Origin of the sequence: Streptomyces tubbatahanensis (assembly GCF_022699385.1) — a bacterium.
In the GTDB taxonomy this organism is placed as follows: Bacteria; Actinomycetota; Actinomycetes; order Streptomycetales; family Streptomycetaceae; genus Streptomyces; species Streptomyces diacarni.
Genome location: NZ_CP093846.1, coordinates 6,249,639 through 6,270,048 on the forward strand (window position 1 = coordinate 6,249,639; position 20,410 = coordinate 6,270,048).

Consider the following 20,410-nt stretch of genomic DNA (forward strand, 5'->3'; position numbering starts at 1 on the left):
GTGAGCGGCTACCACAACAACTACCAGGCGGACCTCGTCGGCCTGGACCAGACGTTCCAGCAGCTCGACGGGATGGCGGGCGCACCGAAGCGGTTGCTCGACGATTTCGACCGTTCGGTGGAAGCCACCAGGTGGTGGAACGGTACGGACGACGATTTCCACGACGAGACCGAGGACCAGGACCAGCGGCAGATCGAGAGCTGCAGGAAGATCGTCGGCTCCCTGGAGATGTTCACGGCCGGGCTCCAGTCGGCGGTGCGCAAGAGCATGGGCAGCATCGAGGGTGTCCACACCGACGTCCAGGACCAGATCCACGACGCTCAGCAGAACGCCGGCTCCTACGACACCGGTGGTGGCGGGAAACGCTGAATGTACGACATCGAGTATCCCGAAGAGGTCAGCACGATGCTCTTCGTCCTGCTCGGCGCGAAGCCGCTGCAGGCGAAGGCGGGTCTCGCCTGGGATAGTCGCAACGGCTACACCGACCTCGCCGCAGGACTCCGCGATCTCCGGCAGGAGATGCTCGACGCGATCGAACAGGGCAAGCGGTACCTCCCGCCGAACGTCGCCGACGCCTATGAGCAGGCCCTGTCAGGGCTGGTGCACCGGCACGGGAATGACACACTCGAGCAGTTCATCGGCCAGCTGGAGAAGTACACCGCCGACCGGGGCCAGGCGTCCATCCAGATCCAGCAGTCCCACTTCGAGATCATCATGGAAGTCCTCTTCCTGATCGCGGAGTTGGCGATTCTGGCTGCGATCTCCGCGTTCACCGGCGGGGCCTCGGTCTCGGAGATGATCCTGGCCCGGATGCGCGCCAGGCTGGCGATCCTCATGACGATCGACCGGCTGCTGCGTTACGTCCAGGCGTTTCCCTCGCTGTCCGAGGCGTTGGAAGAGGCCATTCAGAACCTGGCAGCCCAGCTTCTGTCGATGACCATCAATCCGCCCACACAGCAGCCCGACGGCGGTGTCGACTGGAGCCAGGTCGGCCTCTCGGCGGCGGTCGGCGGGCTGGCCGGATTCTTCATCAGCCATTTCCGCACGTGGGCGTTCAACCTGAAGAACAGCCTGTCGAACGTCTTCAAGAACAACTTCGGCAAGGACGTCTTCGGCAAGTTCGAGATAAATTTCAAGAACCCGTTCACCAAGCAGAACGGGAACAACACGCTGTTCGACGTCCCCACGGCGTTCGTGACCGAGGGCTTCGGTGAGACGATCGCCGTGGCGATCGTGCTGCAGAAGTGGGACTGGACGTCGCTGGCCGGAGCCGGACTCAGCGGCATTTCCGAGCTCTTCATGCATCAGCCCGTGGGGCAGTTCTCCGGCGGCCTCCACACCAAGCTCTTTCCGGACGGCAACATTTTCACCGAGTTCCAGAAGAACTCGACCAACATCCTGATCGAGCGGCTCAACAGGGAGAGCGGCAACGGCCCCGGAAGCGACGCGGGTCCAGGGCCGACGGGGTTCACCCCGGCACCCGGTGCGCCGACCCCGGTGGTGGGCAACTCGCCCACCCCGCCGCCACCCGTGCCCACCCCGCCGCCCGTCACCAGCAGCGATCCCGACGGCACGGCCGAGAGCGTCTACGACTCGGACGGCTCGCAGACCTCGTCCCGGCCGCCGAGCCTCTTCGACGCCTCGGACACCGAGTCGCTCTCGGACACCAGCTCCCTGTACTCCAACGACAGCTCCCTGTACTCCAACGACGCGAACGTGTCCGCGTCGACCCTGCCGAACGGAACGTCCCTGCCCGGCGGCGGAGGCAGCCACCTCAAGTCCCCGGACTACCTCAAGGACCCGGCCTACCTCAACGCGCCGGGGACGCAGGACGACGCGTGGGGACTGAACGCAACGGACCTCACGCTGCCGGACGAGTCGGCCGCCGGTCTCCCGTCGACGACGGCGCCCTCCGCGTTCTCCGGCACCGGGGCGAACGGCCTGAAGGCTCCGGGCTCCCTGCCCAACCCCGGCGCTCTCAACACGCCCGGCGGCTCCCACGCCCCCGGCGGACTCGGCAACCCCGCCTCCGCGCCCACCGTCTCCCGGCAGGACGCGGGAGGCACCGACACCGACCAGTCCGATGCCGGGCAGCACAACGGCGCACCGGAATCGCCGGAAGCCGACTCCGCCCAGGGCCCCCACGGCACCGCCCCGCACACCCCCGTGGCCAACGTCCCCGGTGAGACGCGCCAGTCCGACATCGGCCAGGCCCGTACCGCGTACGAGGACGCGCTCACCACGTACGCCGACGCCACCCGCGCCGTCGACGAGCTGGCGGGCGGCACCGACACCACCACCGTGCTCGCCGAGGCACAGGCACGGGCCCAGCAGGCGCACGGCAACCTGCTCGACGCCACGGCCCGGTTGCGCGACCTCGGCGTCACCCCGCACGCCACGGACCCCGGGACCGGTCACGCCCCGCCCCGGGTCCACCGGGACGGCGTCCAGCGCGAGTGGATCGCGGGGCAGCTCACCGCCGAGGACCTGCCGGGCACCCTGGCTCAGGACCTGGCCGAGCTGCACGGCCCGGACGCCGTCGTCACCCCGGCCGCCGCGCGCGACGCGGGACTGGTACTGAGCCCGGAGCAGTACGCGGCGGCGCGCGACGGCGCTGCCCTGTCCGTCTCCGAGCTGGACCCGGTCGACCAGGCACGCCTGCTGATGGCGCTGCCCAGCCCCTGGCCGGCGGCGCTGGAGACCGTGGCGGCCAACGCGTCGCTGCGGATGTGGGAAGCGGCGTACGCGGACTTCGCGGGCGCGGCCCTGAACACCGACCCACGCCCGGCGACGGCGCCGCGGCCCACCACGCCGAACGCCACCGCACCCGAGGGCGCGAGCCCCGCGAGCCCGCAGCCCACCCGGGCCGACGTGGACCGGGCCTGGGACACGGCCGTCGCCCTGGTGCTGCCGCCGACGTCGGCTCCCGTCCTGGCCGACTCCCGCCATGCCGAAGCCCCCTACCGGGACGCCGTCCGGCAGGTCGCCGACCACCTGCTGACCAACGGACCGGACGCCTCCTCGGGCGTCACCCTCGCCAGCACGCTGCGCACCTCGCTCGGTCTCGGCCCCGTCGCGCCCGCCCGTGCCACGACGGCCACCGAGCCGCCGGGTCCGGCCACCCCGTCGACTACGGGCCCGCCGACCGCGACCGTCACCACCACCTCCAGCGACCTCCCGGCCGACCCGCCGCCCACTCCGGCCGGGCCCGCCACCGCGACGTCGGTCCCCGCACCCGCACCCGCGCCGGCCACCGACACGGCCTCCCGCGACGTCCCGTCCGCCGCCGGCACCGCGCCCGCACCGTCCCCGGTGAGCGTGGATCCCGTGGCCGACCTGGCGTCGCGCCTGCCCGACATGCCGAAGGCCGACCGGGCCCGGGAACTGTCGCTGCTCCCGCCCGCCGACCGCGAGCGGCTGGCGTCCGACCCCGCGCTGGTCGACACGCTGCGTCAGAGGCTCGACCCGGCGGATTTCGCGGAGACCGCCGCCCAGTTGATGGTGCAGATCCCCGCCGGGGTGGACCAGCCGGTCTCGTCGCGGCGCGAGGTCTGCGCACAGGTCGCGCGCATGCTGCGCGACCCCGCGGTGGCGGCGAAACTGCTGATCGACGGCGCGCGCGTGGCCGTGGTGCCGAAGGGCGAGGCGCTCACCACGCTGGACCCGTTCCGCCACCTGGCGGGCACCCTCACCCCGGACGGCCGCCCGTGGGAGGAGGTGCGCGGCGCCGCGACGCGCACGGCCGGGGTGACGGAGGAGAACCTGCTCGGCGAGGTGACCTCCGTGGCGACGGACCGGCGCTCCCACCCGGAGGGCTACTCCACGACGACCCACGAGTTCGCCCACATCCTCCACCAGTACGGGCTGAGCGCGGACGAGAAGCAGCTCATCCACGACGCGTACCAGGCCAAGGTCGACCAGGGGGACGCCGCGCTCTGGCCGGACGGGCCGTTGCACGACCCCTCGGGCAAGCGCCAGCAGCCCAACTACTCCTCCCTCAACGAATACGAGTACTTCGCGCAGCTCACCAACGCCTACCTGGGCACCAACACGGGCCGGGACGGGTTCACCAAGCAGCGGCGGAACAACGGGGCCGCCTGGGTGCGGCAGCACGACAAGACACTGCTCCCCTTGCTGGAGCGGCTCTACAGCGCCGAGCCCGAGGCCGTCCACGCGCGGCCGGCGAACCAGCTCGCCGGCCCCCGGAAGGAGAACTGGGTCTTCGAGGGCTTCCGGGCGTTCTGGGACCGCGCGGAGGGCACCCACCAGCCGCAGCCCCACGAACTCGCGCCCGTACCCGACCCCGACCCAGCACCTGCCCCGGCGGCGAGCACCCCGGCGGCGCCCGCCCCGAAGGCGCCGGCGACGCTGCCCAGGACGCTCCGCTCGTCGAGGGCGGCCCAGCCCGCACCGGCCCAGGTGCCGCGTGCGGAGGCACACGCCGATACCCCACCCGCCCCGGCGCGCACCGCGCCCGCCGCGCCTGAGCGCACCGTGGCCGGAGTGTGGAGTGCACCGAGCTACGACACATACGTCAGCAACGCCGGTAAGAAGGGCAAGCGCAAGCAGACCGCCACCCCGGCCGCTGGGCAGGAAGGGGGCGGGCCTGCCACGTCGTCACCGGCGGCCCCGGCCGAGGACGCACCGAGCGCCACAGCCACCGCCACCTCGGCGATGGGCTCCCTCACGCTGGCGGAGCAGGGCGGAACACCACAGAGCTGGGGGCCCGTCGAGGGGGTGCTGCCGCCGACGAGCCGCACCAACTTCACCGAGGACGGCGACAAGCTCAGCGCCAACCAGCGCAAGCGCATCCGGGAACTCGTCGGCCGCGTCGTGGACGTGGGTCGGCGCAACTCCCTCGCGGGTCTTCCAGTGCCGCGCCTGGTGGTGACCTCGTACGACGACAACGGAGAGGTGTCCACGACGGGGGCCGCCGCCCAGCGCGCCGCGGCGGTCACGGAGGCGTTCCGCGCGGGGCTCCAGCGGCCGGGCGCACACGACGCGTTCACGCTCGTCCCGTCCGGCGAGGGCGTGGCGGACGAGCAGACACTCGCCCGGCAGGTGCAGGTCGCCTTCGAGCTGCCTCCCGGGACGGCCGCGGTACGGCGGCTGGACGAGCTGCGCCTGAGCGCTCCCGAGCTGGCGCAGGGCCCGTTCGACCCGGCCCCCCTGGCCCGCGGGATCCTCCACCTGGACCCGTCGGCGCCCGTGGACGCGGCCACACTCGCCGACCTGTACGCGCTGGTGGGGGAGGCGATGGCCGAGGGGCGGGACAGGAGCCTGGCGTCCCTCGCGGCGTTCCACCTCGCCCGCCGCGGCGCTCTGCTGTCCGAGCGGACCCTCCTCCACTCGCCCGAGGACGGTTCGATCGTGGGCCGGACCTTCAAGCCCCGGCAGGTGCCGCCGCCCGCCACGCCGGGGCCCGACCAGGCCGGCGGGAACCGCCCCTACCTGGTGGAGGCGGACGGCGCACGTGACCACATCGTGGTGCCGTGGCCCGACGGGACGACGCGCCGGATCACGGGCGAGGAGTTCACCGAACTGCTCGCGATGGACGAGGAACTGACCCGGCGAGGCCCCCGCACCGTGGTGACGCTGGTGGTGCCGCACGCGGGCGACGGCGGTCTGGAGATGCCCAGGGGCATCGCCGCGGGGCTCGGACGGGGGCTGCTCGTGCACAGCGGCACGCCCCTGCTGAGCTATGACCCCCACACGAAGAAGTACCGCATTCCGCCGGCGGATCAGCGGGCGCAGGGGATACCGCTGGGCAAATGGATCTCCATCAGCCCCGGCGACCTGGGTCCCGACGGCGCGTGGGCCGCTCCGGCGGACGGGTTCCTGCTGCTGGCCGACGGTTCGAAGTTGCTGGACCGGGACGTCAAGAGCATCACCCTCACCGACCCGACGACCATGCGGCCGGGCGGCCGGGCACTGTTCACCGACACCGACCTGATCGACCGGGAACACGAGCTCAAGGACCTCCGCGACCCGCAGTACGGCCACTTCGACCCCGTCACCAAGCAGCCGCTCGGCCCCCTCGAGGACGTGCCGTGGAAGGGCCGGGAGGTCTACCACATCGTGCTGCACGGCCTCCCGGGCTTCTTGTTCGTGGTGGACGCCACGTCGGACGCGGGGCACGGCGAGCAGAAGGCCACGCACGGCGAACAGGTCATCGGCTACCTGAAGCGCCGCCCGAGTGTCCGCGCGCTCGCCAAGGGCACCCCCGTCGTGGCGGAGGCGTGCTGGTTCGGCGCGGCCTTCGGCGGGCCGCCCCTCAGCTGGCACGACGGGGCCGACGCGCCCTACGTGGCCAACCGGCTGACGCTCATCTCCGAGGCGCAGAAGGCGGCCAACGCGCTCGGCGAGGACCACCCGCTGTACGTCCCCACCCGGGTGCACGGCTTCGCCAGGAGGACGGGCTCGGGCATCGTCGACCAGTACATCCTCGCCACGTCCCGGGGTGAGCGGGGGGCGTGGAAGATGCTGCGCGCCGAGCCCGTGGGCGAGGTGCTCGACCGGCTCGCGCGGGTGGCCTTCGACATCCCCGCCACCGCCCCCGTGCCGGAGGCCGACCGCGCCGACGCACTGCTGCTGGTGCGGGCCCTGCGCGAGGTCTACGGCCACGAGATCGAGAACGACCGGGACGACCCGTCGGGGGAGTACCAGAAGCTCCTGCGCGGCATCGGGGCGCTGGAGAGCATGCGCCGTGCAGAGCCGGAGCTGTTGGAGGCCGGCCCGTTCAGCCTGGACCTGCTGGACTTCGTGGTGCGGGACCGGCTGGCCCAGCAGGGCACGCCGAAGCCGCGGCCGACCCCCTTCGCCGACGCCGCCGCACTCCAGGACACCGTCCGCCGGGTCCTGAACGACGCGCGTACCCGCCTGGACGGCGCCTCGGGCCCGGTTCCCCTGCACGACTTCGTCCCGCTCACGCTGCCCCGCCGGGCAGCCGCCATGATGGGGCAGCTCAACCAGCAGAGTCTCGCCGCCATGGGGCTCAAGAGCCTGCCCGCCCCCGGCGACCCCGCGCGGCCGCAGGTGCTCTGGGCGCTCGCCGCTTCCGTGCAGGCGCTGCTGACCCGCCCGGACGCGGACGCCGTGGCCGCGCGTGTCCTGCACGTGAGCCCCGACCAGCCCGACCCGGCCGCGATGCGGCGGATGGCACTGTGGGCGATGACGGGCGCGGCGCTCGTCGGTGTGGAGGTGCACGACGTGGTCGCCGTCGCCGCGTACCACCTCAGCCGCAGCGGGGTGCTCGGCCCGGCCAACGCGATCGCCTCGCCCACCGGCGCGCAGGTGGGCTTCAACCTGACCGGCAGGCCCCTGGGCGGCCCGCTGGCCACGGACGTCTACCACGTCTCCGGCGACGGTACGACGGCGAGCGGGGAGACACGCGCCGCCGCCGATCCGAACGCGCTCGTGCTGATGGTCGACGGCGATCAGGACAGCGTCGTGCTCCCCTGGCGCGGCGGCACCACCCTCTCGGTACCGCACGAGGAAATCGCCGTGCTCCTCGAGCGGTTCCTGCGCACCACGGGGCTGTCCGTCCCCTTCACCCTGATCGCCCCGGACGCGGTACGCACCAAGATGGCGGAAGCACTGGCCGCCAGGGAGGGGACGGCCAGGACCGTGCTGACCCCCGCGCGCCCCGCCGCCGTGGTGCCGGACGGCGCGGCCGACCGGCACGTGCTCGTACTGACGGCGGACCCGGCGCAGGCGAACGCCGCGGACGACTTCGCGCGCACCGAGCCCCCGGCGCCGCCCGGGGGGCACGAGCCTGCGGCGGTCCTCACCCAGGGCGCGAACAGTCCGGGCCCGGCACCGTCGGCCGCCGGCTCCCCGGACGGCACGGACACCGCCGCCACCGGCCCCGTGCGGGCGCCGGACGGCGGGGAGGCCCCGGCGTTGAGCGACCGCGGCCTGTCCGGCTCGCACGCCGCGCCGCCGATGCCAGGACTGGCGGAGTTCACGCTGCCGGTGCACACCGCGCCGGTGAGCGGCCCGGCGTCCTGGCAGGGCCCGACCGTGGCGCCCGTGACGACCGTACGGTTCGAGGCGGGGTCCACGCGGCTGTCCGAGGACGACCAGGACGGCATCGCGGAACTGGCCTGGGACGTGGCGGCGCTCGCCCTGCGAAACCGCGCGGCCGGGCTGCCGTTGCCCGCCGGCGTGGTCACCGGGTACGGCGAGGGCGAGCCGGCGCAGGCGCGGGAGAGGGGCGAGGAGCGAGCGGACACCGTGCTCGACGAGTTCGCCTTCCAGCTGAACCAGACGCTGAACGACATCCAGAAGGACGTGCCGGAGGCGGACCGGCTCACCCTCGACCGCTTCGTCCTCTTCGACCGCAGCCGCGGCCGGGACGTCAGCCGCCATCCGGCGCCGGGTCACGCGAGCCGGGACGTGTTGCGGCGGGACGTGACGATCGAGTTCGTTTCCCCTGCCGCGCTGCTGGACTCGCTGCGCCGCAAGGACGCCACGCTGCGGACCGGCCCGTACGACGCGGACGCGCTGGCCCGCCGCATCCTGCGCCTGCCGCCTGGCACGGCGGTGGACGAGGCGGCGCGCACGCGGCTGTACGACCTGGTCGTCGAGGCGCACCGGGCCGGCCGGGCCACCAGCCTCGCGGCGCTGGGTGCGTACCGGGCGGCGCAGCGGGGGGTGTTCAGCTCCCGCCACCGCTTCGCCTCCAACGCCCAGGGGCAGGGTTCGCGGGTCCGGGGGCTCGACTGGCTGGGGATGTCCGACAAGAACCTGGACCACACCCGGCTCTTGGTGAAGACGGTGTCGAGTAAGGGCCAGGAGAGCGTCCGGGAGGAGCCGGCCCCCTGGCCGGACACCGACCTCTACGTCGTCGCCGCCGACGGCGCTCACGACAAGGTCACCGTGCCCTGGTCCGAGGGGACGGCCGGCGACCTGAGCGTCGACGAGGCCGTCGAACTGATCGCGAGCGACCCGGAGCTCGCGAAGCTGCCCCAGGACGTGCCGATCGTGCTGGCGATCCCCCACGCGGGCGACCGCGGCGTGGAGCTGCCGCGGAAACTCGCCGAGCGCACCGGCCGCGAGGTGCTCTCCCACAGCGGTGAGCTGACCGTGGTGGCCTCGTCCGACGGGCGGCCGGTGCTCGGCCTGACCTACCGGCACGGGCGGCCCGAGGGCGACTGGGTGCCCGGCCGGGCCGGCATGGTGCCCGACCCCGACGACGACGCCCCTGCCTGGTACCGCAGGGTGGTCACCTCTCCCGCGATCGACAGCCGCAGCCTCGTCCAGATCGGCCGTTCCTCGCTGCCGCCCGAACAGCTCGCCGACTACGAACCGAAGCTGCGCCGAGCCCACCGGATCAACAAGTTCGTCCACTACAACCCGGTCACGGGCGTCTACTCCGCCAAGATCCGGACGCGGCGGCGGATCAAGCCGGACGCCAAGGTGCGCACCCTCGTCCTGCACGGCGGCCCCGGATACGTCATCTTCGAGCTGGACAACGGGGACGTCCACCGCGCCCGGGGGCTGGAAGGGCCGCGCTGGCTCAAGCGGCGCAAGAGCTTCTCGGACCTGGGCAGGGACGACTGGCTCATCCTCCCCGCCTGCTGGGCCGGTTCCGCGCCGGACCGCGGCCTGCCGTCCCAGAACTTCCACACGAACGCCTTCACCCTGCCGTTCGTCCCCGACCCGCTCGGCGAAGTCCCCGTCGGGCAGCTCTTCGCGAACGAGATGGGCGTCAAGGTGAGCGCCTCCACGCGGCTGGCGGCGCTGGACGGCGTCCACGGCGAACTGGTCAGGTTGCTGTACACCGACCCCCTGGGGAAGCACTCCACGGAGGTGGACTTCTTCCCCGAGCCCGACCGCGCGGAGCTGACGGCCCGGGCGCGGGTGGCCGGATTCCACAGCGGTCCCGACGCGCCGTCCGAGGCCGCGCTGGAGCGGACGCTGCGCCTGGTGCGGGCGCTGAAGATCACGCTCGGCAACGAGGTGGACGACGACGCCCGCGTGGCGGAGGACCCCGCGTACGCCACGCTGCTACGGGGGGCCGCCGCGCTGGACCACATGTGGCGGGCCGACGCCCGCTCCCGGGGCACCGGCTCGCTGTTCACCCTGGACCTTGTGGAGCGGATCGTCGCGGCGCGGCCCGACGGCGGGCCGGACGCGGACGAGGCGGCCCACCGCGCGGTGTTCACCGCGGCGGCCGCCGTCACCCCGGGCACACCCCTGAGCGACTTCGTCACGCTGCCCGCGTCGATGGACCGGTCCTCCGCCTGGATACGCGCCCAGGACACGAAGGCCATGGCCGTGGAGATCCTGCAGCTGTCAGGGCCCGACGCGGTGGGAGAGGCCGAGCTCTCGCGGATGTTCTGGGCGCGGGTGAAGGCCGCCGAGACGGTGCCCGCGCCCGGCCCCGAGCGGGACGCGCTCACCGCACGGGCGCTGCACCTGCAGCCGGACGAGGTGGACGACGACTGGCGCGGAGCGCTGGAGGACCTGGCCACCGCCGCGTACGCCGCGGGCCGCGACGCGTCCGACACGGTGGCCCTGGCCGCGTACGACATGGAGAGCGAGGGCGCCCTCTCCTCCGGCACCGAGGTGCGCGAGGAGGACAGCGGCAAGCCGTCTGGCCGGGACTACGGGCTCGGGCGCAAGGCACCGGTCATGGGCCTGGACCGGGTGGGGCTTCCCAGCGGGCTCGGCGTCCCGCGGTGGGCCAACGAGGGCTTGACCCCGTACGCGGTACGGGCCGCGCTGGACCCCACGGACCCGCAGGGCCACATCTGGCTGGGCTACAACGGTTTGCGGCGGCGCGTCCCGGTCGACGACTTCATCGAACTGCTCGCCCAGGACCGGCAGTTGCTCCGCAACGCACTGAAGACCCCGGTCCTGCTGGCCATCCCGGAACTCGACCGGCTGGCCCCCGGCCTGGCGGCGCGCCTCGCCACCCGCCTCGGCCGCGTCGTCTACTCCACCGCCTACCCCCTTCAGCTCAGGTCGCCGGGTGCACAGCGGCCTCCGTTCCTCACGCTCGTGCCTTCGCCGCACCTCGACGCGCCCCCGTCTGCCCGGAGCCTGACACCCAAGCTGCCCGCCGGCGCGGCGACGCCGGGGAGCACCCCGCCGCCACCGCTGGCGGCCGACGACGCCTCCGGGAGCGGCCCTCGGACGCCGTCCCCGGTGGAGCCCGCCGGCACACCGGCCGCGCCGTCCCACAACGCCGAGACCCTCGCGCTCACCCGGGCCGAGTACGCCCGGGCGCGGGAACTGGTCACCGAGACCGCCGCGGCAGGTCCGGACGCCGCGCCGCGGCTCCGCGAGGCCCTGGAGTGGCTGGAGGACGTCCAGGCGCGGCTGTACGCACTCGGTGTCCCGCCCGGCCGGCTCGCCGCCGACGCCCCGCGCGGTGGCACCGCTCCGGCCCTGGGCGAGGACCGGCGGGCGTGGCTCAAGGACCAGCTGACGCAGCAGGACCTGTCCCCGGACGCGCCCCGCCCCGCCCCCGGCACGTACGTCGACGTGGCCGAGCTGCGCTCCCTCGGCATCGGGCTGGAACCTGGCCAGGAGATGGAGGCCGTGCTCGGCGGCAACCAGCTCGCGGCGCACACGCTGGATCCGCTGGCCCAGGTGCGGCTGCTGCTGAGCAGGCCAGGACCGGGACCTGACGGCATCGACGCGCTCGCCGCCGTGGTGGCACAGCGGCTGTGGCGGTCGGCGTTCGACGCGTTCGAGGCGGCCGCCGCGGGGCGCGAGCCGGCGAGCGCGCAGGACGGCACGGACACCCGGGACGACGCCGGGCCGGACGCCGCGCGGGCCTGGGAGCTGGCCGCCTTCCTGGTGCTGCCCGCCACGCCGGACGCGGCCCGCACCGACGTCCGCTACGCGGGGGAGGACTTCCGCGCGGCGGTGCGGGACGTCGCCGAGCACCTGCTGGCCCACGGCCCGGACGTCCGCTCGGCCGTGGAGCTGGCCGACGCCCGGCGCCGCGGGCTGGGGCTGCGCCCCCGATGGGCCGACGCCGACCCGCTCGTGCCCCGCACCCGGCCCGTGGTGTCGTCGAGCGTCCGGTCCTCGGACGTCGACATGCCGGACGTCGACATGGCGGACAACGACACGGACCCGGAGTCGGAGTCGGACGCGGACTCGGATGCGGAATCGGACCCGGAGTCCGGCTCGGAGCCGGGCTCGGACGCCGAGATGCCGGACGCCCCGGACGGTACCGAGTCGGAGGCCTCGGAGGCGTCCGACCTCTCCGACTCGGACTCCGCGGACAGCATCCTCGACGAGGAGATCTACCCCTCCGACCCCTCCGACTCGTCCGAAGACAGCGACTCCTCGGACGAGGAGACGGACACCGACACCGACACCGACACCGATTCCGATTCCGACACCGATTCCGACTCCGACAGCTCCCCGTCGGCCCCGCCGGCGCCCCGTACCGGGCTGCCGGCGCAGGCCGAGGTGAGGTTCGCCCGGCCGTCCGTCACGCTGTCCGACGAAGAGGCGGCGGACCTGCGGCAACTGGCGCGCCGCCTGGCCCTTGTCGGGATGCGCAACTGGCGGGCCGGCGTGCCGCTGCCCGAACTCGTCATCTCCGGATACGGCAACGACGTGCGGTCCAACGCCCCGCTGGCCGACCGGCAGGAAGCGGCACGGCAGCGCGCCTCACAGCGTGCCCGGGCCACGTCCAACGCGCTGAAGCTGGAGCTGGGCCGGGTGCTGAACGTGCTGAACCGGCGGCGGCCGCCCGGCGTGCCGCGCCTGGAGCCCCACCACTTCCCCGTGCTGCGGCACGGCTCCCCCCTCGTCCCCGCCAACAAGAACATCGCGCAGTTCCCCAAGCCGACGCTGCTCCAGTTCTCCAGCGCCCCCCGCGCGCGGGCGCTGGACCTTCTGGACCGGCTGCGCCGTCAGGACAAGGGGCTGCGCAGCGCGCCGATGGACGTGGACGTCCTCGCCCGCCGCATCCTCCACCTGCCCGAGGGCCAGCCCACCGCGGCGGTCGCCCAGGACGTCAGGAACGAGCTGCTTGACCTGGTGACGCAGGCGGACGGGGCGGGCCGGGCGACCAGCCTGGCCGCCCTGGGGGCCTTCCACGCCCAGCAGCAGGGCCTGCTCGACGGCCGCTTCCGGTACACCGACGGCCAGGGCGAGCCCGCCGGCCTGAACTGGACCTCCGCGAAGGCCGGCGAAGTGGACACCGCCTCGGTCGAGCGGATCACGAAGGACGAGCAGGGCAAGGTCACCGACGCCGGGATGGACGACCAGCCGTGGGAGTGGGACGAGCCCGCCTACGTCATCGCCGCCGCGGGGGACCGGAAGCGGGTGGTGGTGCCGTGGCCGGACGGCACCACCCGCGAGCTGCGCATCGACGAATTCGTCGAGTTGATGGCGAACGACCCGGTCCTGGCCGCGTTGCCGAAGGACGTGCCCCTCGTGCTGGCCGTCCCGCACGCGGGCTACGGTCTCCTCTTCCTGCCGCGCCTGCTGGCGTTCCGCACCGGCCGTACGGTGTACGCGCACAGCGGTGACGTGGCGCTGACCGTCCGTCCTGGGGTGTCGGCGAAGATCAGCGTCGTCCACCACGAGGGGAAGCCCGAGGGCGACTGGGTGCCCAACCCTCCGGACCTGGACCCCGGCTCCTACGACGAGGTTCCCGACTGGCACCACGACGTGGAGACCTCGGCCATCGTCAGCCTGCGGACCAAGAAGCAGGTCGGACGCGCCGCGTTCGCGCCCGACGAGATGGCAGGCCGCCGTGAGGAGCTCCTCCGCCACCTCGACCAGACGCGGCAGTTCGTCCACGAGAACGTCGCCACGGGAACCGAGTCGCGGCGTTTCATCCCTGCGGATCCGGACGAGGCGGCACCGGCCGTCTACCAGAGCCTCCACGCGGGACCCGGCGGCATCACCGTGCCGCTGGTGGGCGGCGGCAGCAGGCTACTGAAGGATCGGAAGGTCGAGAACTGGGCCCGTGCGCGGCGCAACAGCCTGTCGGTCTTTTCCAAGGAGTACTGGGCCGACCTGGAGATCTGCTGGGCGGGCTCGGGCCGCGAGAGCCGGGTGCCCCGGTACGGCAGCGTCGGCGACGGGTACCCCGGGCCGTTCGTCGCCGACCCCCTGGACAACGTTCCCATCGGGCAGCGCTACGCCAACGGCCTGCGCCGCAAGGTGCGCTGCACCGTCAGGACCGCCGCGCTCAACTCGAGGGGCACCGCGCCGAACCGGGTCTACTACCGCGTGCTGTCCAGCGACCCGCGGGGGCGGCACTCCTCCCGCGCGAAGTTCTTCCCCGAGCCCCGGGCCGGCGAGCTCAACCGCCGGGCGCGGGCGATCGGTTACAGCGGCCCGGACGGACGGGTGTCGGCGGACCAGCGGAAGTCGACGCTGCGCCTGGTCCGGGCGCTGAAGCTGGCGCTGGGCAACGAGGTGGACGACGCCGTACGCGTCGAGAAGAACCCCGGGTACCTCGAACTGCTGCGCGGGGCGGCAGCCCTGGAGGAGATGTGGCACGCCGACGGCAGGTTCGCCGCCGCGGGCGGGTTCACCATGGACCTCTTCCACCGGGTCGTCGAGGCGACCCTTCCCGCGGGGACGGAGCCGCGCCGGGCGGACTACCGCGCGGTGCTTTTGAAAGCGGCGAGCGCCGCACCCGGCACCCGCCTGGGCGACTTCGTGACGCTGCCGTCCGCTCTCGACGCGGCGAGCGCCTGGAAGGACGGGGCCCACCAGCCCGCGCACCACGACGCCGTCGTCGCGGCCCTGATGGACGTCAAACCCTCCCGGGTGGACGACAGTCACCGCTCCCGGGCCTTCTGGGGCCGGGTCAACGCCCACGAACTGCTGGGGCGGCCCGGCCTGGACCTCGACGGCCTCGCCCGCAGGGCCCTCCACCTGGACGCTTCCGACCCGGTGGACGACGCGCGGCGAGCGGAGCTGTGGGCCCTGGCGCACACCGCGTTCACGCGCGGCAGGGACGCCACCGACGAGGAGGTGCTGGCCGCCGTCCACCTGGAGCTTGCCGGGGCCTTCGAGGCAGCCAACCGGCTCACGGATCCGGCCGATGAGGAGGTCGGGTACGACTGGTCCACCACCGGCAGCCGGATCACGAGCCTGGACACCTCGCGGATCCAGACACCCGACGGTCTCGCCCCGGCCCCCTGGGCCGGCCAGGACGGCGACGGCCACGACCGGGCCGCACCCTTCGTCGTGCGGGGCGACTACGACGCGTCGGACCCGGGCGCCGTGCGCCTGCGCTTCGGTGACGGGCAGCCGGTCCGCCGGGTGCCGTTCGGGGAACTGGCGGAGCTGCTGGCCTACCACCCGGTCCTGGCGAACCGGGACCTCAACGCCGTCCTGGTGCTGGACATACCCGGCCTCTACGGCTCAGCGCTGGCGGACCTGCTCAACAAGCGGCTCGGCCGCACGGTGACGGTCACCCGGGCCCGGACGGGGGTCGCCCACCCCGGCGGGGAACCCCAGCCGGTGCTGTCCCTGAGCCCCTCGTCGAAGAGCAAGAAGCCGACGGCGAGCAGCTGGCGGCTCCAGCGACCGGTCGACCCCGCGCATCGCGAGGACGCCCCGCCGCAGGTCCGGCCCGTGGCCAGCGGCGCCTCCGGCCGCCACCAGCCCACGCCCTTCGTCGCGGCCGCGCCCCCGGTGACCAGTCCGGCCCGGGCCGGGACCGCCCGGGCCGCGCGCGTCCGCAACGCGCCGGACCCGGCCGGTGTGGAGTCCTCCGAAGCGGTGGCCCTGCGTCCGCTGCCGCCCCCGGCGCCCGCCCCGACGACCGACACCGAGACCGCCCCGGCCGAGGAGGAGCCCACCGGCACCGTCCCGGTCGAGGAGTCCACCGCCCTCGTCCCGGCCGAGGAGGAGACCACCCCCACCGACCCGGCCGAGGAGGAGCCCGCCCCCACCGACCCGGCTGCCTCGGCCCTCGTCGCGGCCTTCGGCCGCGGCCACCGCGGTCTGAGGGGGATGGTGCACATCATGCCGCTCGCTGAGGACACCGTCCGCTGGCTGCACGAGCGGCTGGCTGCGACCGTCCGCGCCCGGGCCGCGCGCGAGCAGCCGCCCCGCGACCCGGAGGCCCAGGACCCGGGCGGTACCGAGGAGCTGGACGGGGACCTCGCGGCGCAGTACGACGGCGACGAGCTGCTGGACGCGATGCCGCACCTGCTGGGCCCCAAGGGCATGTCCCGCACGGTCACCTACCGGGGCCGCCGCTACCAGGTGTCGGCGCGGGTGGAGTTCTTCGACCACCGGCCGGCCTCGGTGATGAGTGAGGACACCGCCGAGGGGCGGCGGGTCAACGTCGAGGAGCGCAACCAGACCGCGATCGACACCAGCGACACCCTCACCACGGGGAACGTGCGGAACCTGCCGCTGTCCTACGGCCGTACCTGGCTGGTCAACGACACGGTCTCGCAGACGTTCACTCCGAAGTTCACGCTGACGCACAACCAGCAGGCCGTCGTGATGACGGTTCCGGAGAACTACACCGCGGGGTCCGCCGTGGCGTTCTCGACGGAGCCCTCGCACGCGTTCGACTACGGGATGCGCTGGGAGTTCACGGCCGTGCCCGCCGTGGGGCCCACGGCGCCGACGCCGCACACGGAGGCGGACTGGAGCGCTGCGCAGACCTCGCCCGGCCGGGTCACCGCGTGGTTCCCGCACTACCTCACGCAGGGCATGCCGCCCCGTCCGTTCGGCCCGGTCTCCCCGCACGACCTCCCGGCGGACCCGCGGATCATCACCGACGAGCAGCCGCTGCACCGGCTGGACACCCTCCACGACCCGGCCGCCCTGCTCGACGCCTTCCTCACCGCCGACACGTTGCGCCCGCACCTGCGCCGGATGTCGGAGGAGTCGGCCGCCGCGCTGCGCACGTTCCTGAACGAGAGCAACCAGCGCTCCGGACTGCCGCTCATGCTGGCCTCGGCGTACCTCTCACCGATCCTCCTGGACCGCGGTGGACAGCCGTTGGGCTACCTCCAGGTATCGGCACAGATCAACTCCCTCAGCCCCGACGTGCTGGCGCGCAGCAGTGCGAAGGGGGTGTTGGAGGCCGACCTGCTGCACCGGATCGGCGCCCAGACGGGGCTGACGGTGACCAACGCCGAGAAGGCGGAGTTCACCCTCGCCTCCACCTTCCAGGGCCCCCACGCGGGCGGGAACTTCGTCTTCGGCGGCGGCTACCAGCACAAGCGCACCCGCACCCTCAACTCAGGCGGCACCGCCTACGACTGGTTCAGCCTGGTCACCGAGAACCCGCACCTGCTCACCGACGCGGACATCACGTACACCGCCGTGCTGGTCCTGCCCAAGGGCGGCAGGACCGAGCCCTTCGAGCTGCCCAGCCCCCAGGGGCAGTCCCTGCGGGTGCCGACGATGGCCGATGCCGCCGGCACCCCGGTCGAGCCCGGCCAGGAGCGTCATCTGCCGCCGGAGCTTTCGTCCCTGCGCTCCCTGGGGGTCGACGCCACCCCGTTGAAGGTGGGCGGAATCGCGTCGCTCTTCGACCAGTTGGAGACCCGGCTGCGCAGCATGGGCTTCCTGCCGCCCGCCCAGCGGCAGCGCCTGGAGTGGCTGGGCAACGACACCGCGGTCCTCATGGCGTGGCTCGCCAACGCCCGCAAGCTGGCTGTCGCGCGTTCCCAGATCGGCCTGCGCGGGGCGGCCGGCGCGCTCTTGGACGGCGGTCACCCGCTCTACTTCGACCTGCCCCTCCCGCACGGCGTCTGGCGGGTCACCGCGGAGCTGTCCGTGGAGCCGACGCCCGGTACGTCCCCCCTGCACGCGAAGAACCTGCCGGGCTGGTCGGTGATGAACGCCAACGGCACAGGGACGGTGGGCAGCGAGTCCCGCGGCTCCAGCCAGTCGCTGTTCGGCGACCTCTCCGCCGAGGCCAACGGGCCGGCCCCGCACGACTGGACGGTGGCGGGCGGCATCCCCGACAGCCTGTCCGGCACCCGTCAGATCACCGGCGACACCTCCGGGTCGGCGTCCGCCCACAGCCTCGACCTGCTCGCCTACGCGCAGTCAGGGCTCGGGGTCTTCCACATCCCCGGCACCTTCACCATGACGGTGTTCTCGGAGAACGGCGACACCCCGCTGGCCACGTTCGACCCCGTGGACGGCACCGTCTCCCTCGCCGTCCCGCTGACCCGCACCCTCGACGCCCCGGCGGCCCCGCTGGGCCCGGTCACCGTCCGGCGCGCGACGGACGAGGACTTCCGCAAGGCGCGGATGAGCCCGGACGAGACCGGTCAGCGTCCGCAGGACGTGGTGCTGCTCCCCGCGGCCGCGCACATCAACGTCGCGATGGGCAGCGGCGCGCTGGCCAAGGCGTTCCGCGACCTGCTGGCCGGCGCCGACCCGGAGGCCACCGCAGTCCAGGAGCCTGGCCAGCTCGGCCGGCTCCTGGGCTGGGCCGCCGCGCGGGGCTCCGACCTTCTCGACCACCTGCCCTCGGTCCCGGCCGTCTTCGCCCAGCCCGCCCGCTGGCTCAAGGACATGACCGTCGGCAAGTCCGTCACGGACGCCGAGAGCCCGGTCCGGCAGGTCCTGCGCGCCGCGTCGTCCCCGACCGGCCTGATCTCGCGCGCGCCCCAGATCTTCCGCGGAGTCCACGTCATCGACGCGGCCACCTCCGGCACGCTGGTGGGCACCGACGTCCAGGGCGAGATCCGTGGCTTCCTGAGCAACCTCGTCCACGAGGGCACCGGACACCCCAGTGCGGACCCGGCCGCCGCCACCTACACCGAGAACGACGTCACCAGCACCGACTCCTCCTGGCGCGGCACCACCTCAGGCCACTCCGGGCAGCTCGCCACCGGCCTGACCGCCTCGCACAGCGGCGAGCGCCCCGGTTCCTTCGCGGGCAGCGGCGGGCGCAACCTGGCCACCTCCAGGAGCCTGACGGACACCGACTCCGCCTTCACCGACCGCGTCACCTCCGAGTACCACCCCAAGGAGCGGTTCCACATCTTCCGGGTGGACGCCACGTACGTCGCCCGGCTGCGCAAGGGGCACCGCAACGCGGTCGCGAACGCCGTCGGCCTGGGCCCGCACAGCCCGGTGGCGTCCTCCGTGACCGTCCCCGGCGGTCTGGTCTTCTGGCTCACCGAGACCCTGGTCCGGCAGGACCCGCGACTGGCCAGGCTCGCCGGTCTGGAGCCGCTGAGTCTGCCCATGGACCGGCTGCTGCCGCGGTACTTCGCCCGCTCCGGCGGCCGGTCGCTGGGGTTCGCCACCGTGCCCGAGGCGCTGCCGACCGGCCCGCTGGACGCCTTCACCGAGGCGATCCGCGGCGCCGTCGACCGCGAGGCGCCGGGCGCGCTGCTGCCCGGCAGCGGCTTCCACGTCCCCGGGCTCGACGGGCGCGTCACGGAGGCGGGCTCCGTGACGGGCATGCGGTCGCTGGCGTCCGCCGGGGCCCACCACTGGCGGCGCTTCCACTTCCCCTACCGGGGGAACAGCGGTCTGCATCTGGTGGAGGTGTCGCTCAACGCCCGCCCTGCCCCGCTCGCCGACCTGATGGCGCTGCGCGGCGCGCTGCAGCCCTACTCGGGGCTGGCGAACTTCAACTCGGCGGCGGCGACCGCGCTCACCCGCACCCTCTCGCGCAGTTCCGGATTCACCCTCACGCTCAGCGGGACGGGCGGCTTCACACTGTCGCCGGGCACGGAGCGCACCGGCAGCGCGGGGGCTTCGCCCTCCTTCACCACCACCGGCAGCCGCGGCACCACCCGCACGGTGACCCGCAGCCACCAGGAGTGGCCGCGCACCTTCCGGCCCGCCGCGCAGTTCCAGGTGGTGTACGCGTACCAGGTGGAGGTCACCTCCAGCCGGCTGGAGGAGTCGGCGCTGGGCTTTGTGAGCAACCGGATCGTCTCGCTGGCCGAGCTGACGGGGCGGATGCTCGACGGCGCGCTGTCGGTCGCCGACACCGCGGGGCTGACCGGCTACATGGACCGGGCCCTCGGCCGTGGCGGGGCCGGTACGGCAGCCGGCACGGCGGGCACAACCGGGACCCAGCTCACCACCGCGCCCGCCGCCGCCCCGGCGACCGCGCCGTTCACGCCCGTCACCGTCACGCTGCGCTTTCCGGGCAGCGAAGCCCCGCTGCGCCGCGAGGACGGGACCGTACAGTTGCCCGCCCCGCCGCCGGACCTGCTGACACCGGGCGTCCACCGGGCCGACCCCCGGCCCCCCGCTGCCACGGTGGCTCCCGCCCCGGCCACCGCCCCGGCCACCGGCGCGGCGCCCAACCGGCTGTCCGGCACCGGGCGGTGGACGCCGACCGGACCGATCACCGTCTACGACTTCGACGCGCTGGACCAGCTCGGCGACGCGCTGCGGGAGATCGACCCGCAACTGCGCGGCAGGGCCCTGCCGAAGACCTCGACCTCCGCCGAGGCCACCATGCGCA

At 73.8% G+C, this 20,410-nt stretch carries 2 protein-coding genes (1 of these 2 running past the window's edge); both read left to right on the forward strand.

The window, feature by feature from the left end:
* Positions 1 to 369: a perilipin family protein gene (locus MMF93_RS26900; protein ID WP_242755513.1), complete on the forward strand. Its 369-nt coding sequence runs from the start codon at positions 1 to 3 to the stop codon at positions 367 to 369.
* Positions 370 to 20,410 carry the 5' portion of a lonely Cys domain-containing protein gene (locus MMF93_RS26905; RefSeq protein WP_242755515.1) on the forward strand. 9,407 nt of this gene lie beyond the right edge of the window, so 20,041 of the gene's 29,448 nt are visible here — the first part of the coding sequence; the start codon lies at positions 370 to 372; the stop codon falls past the right edge of the window.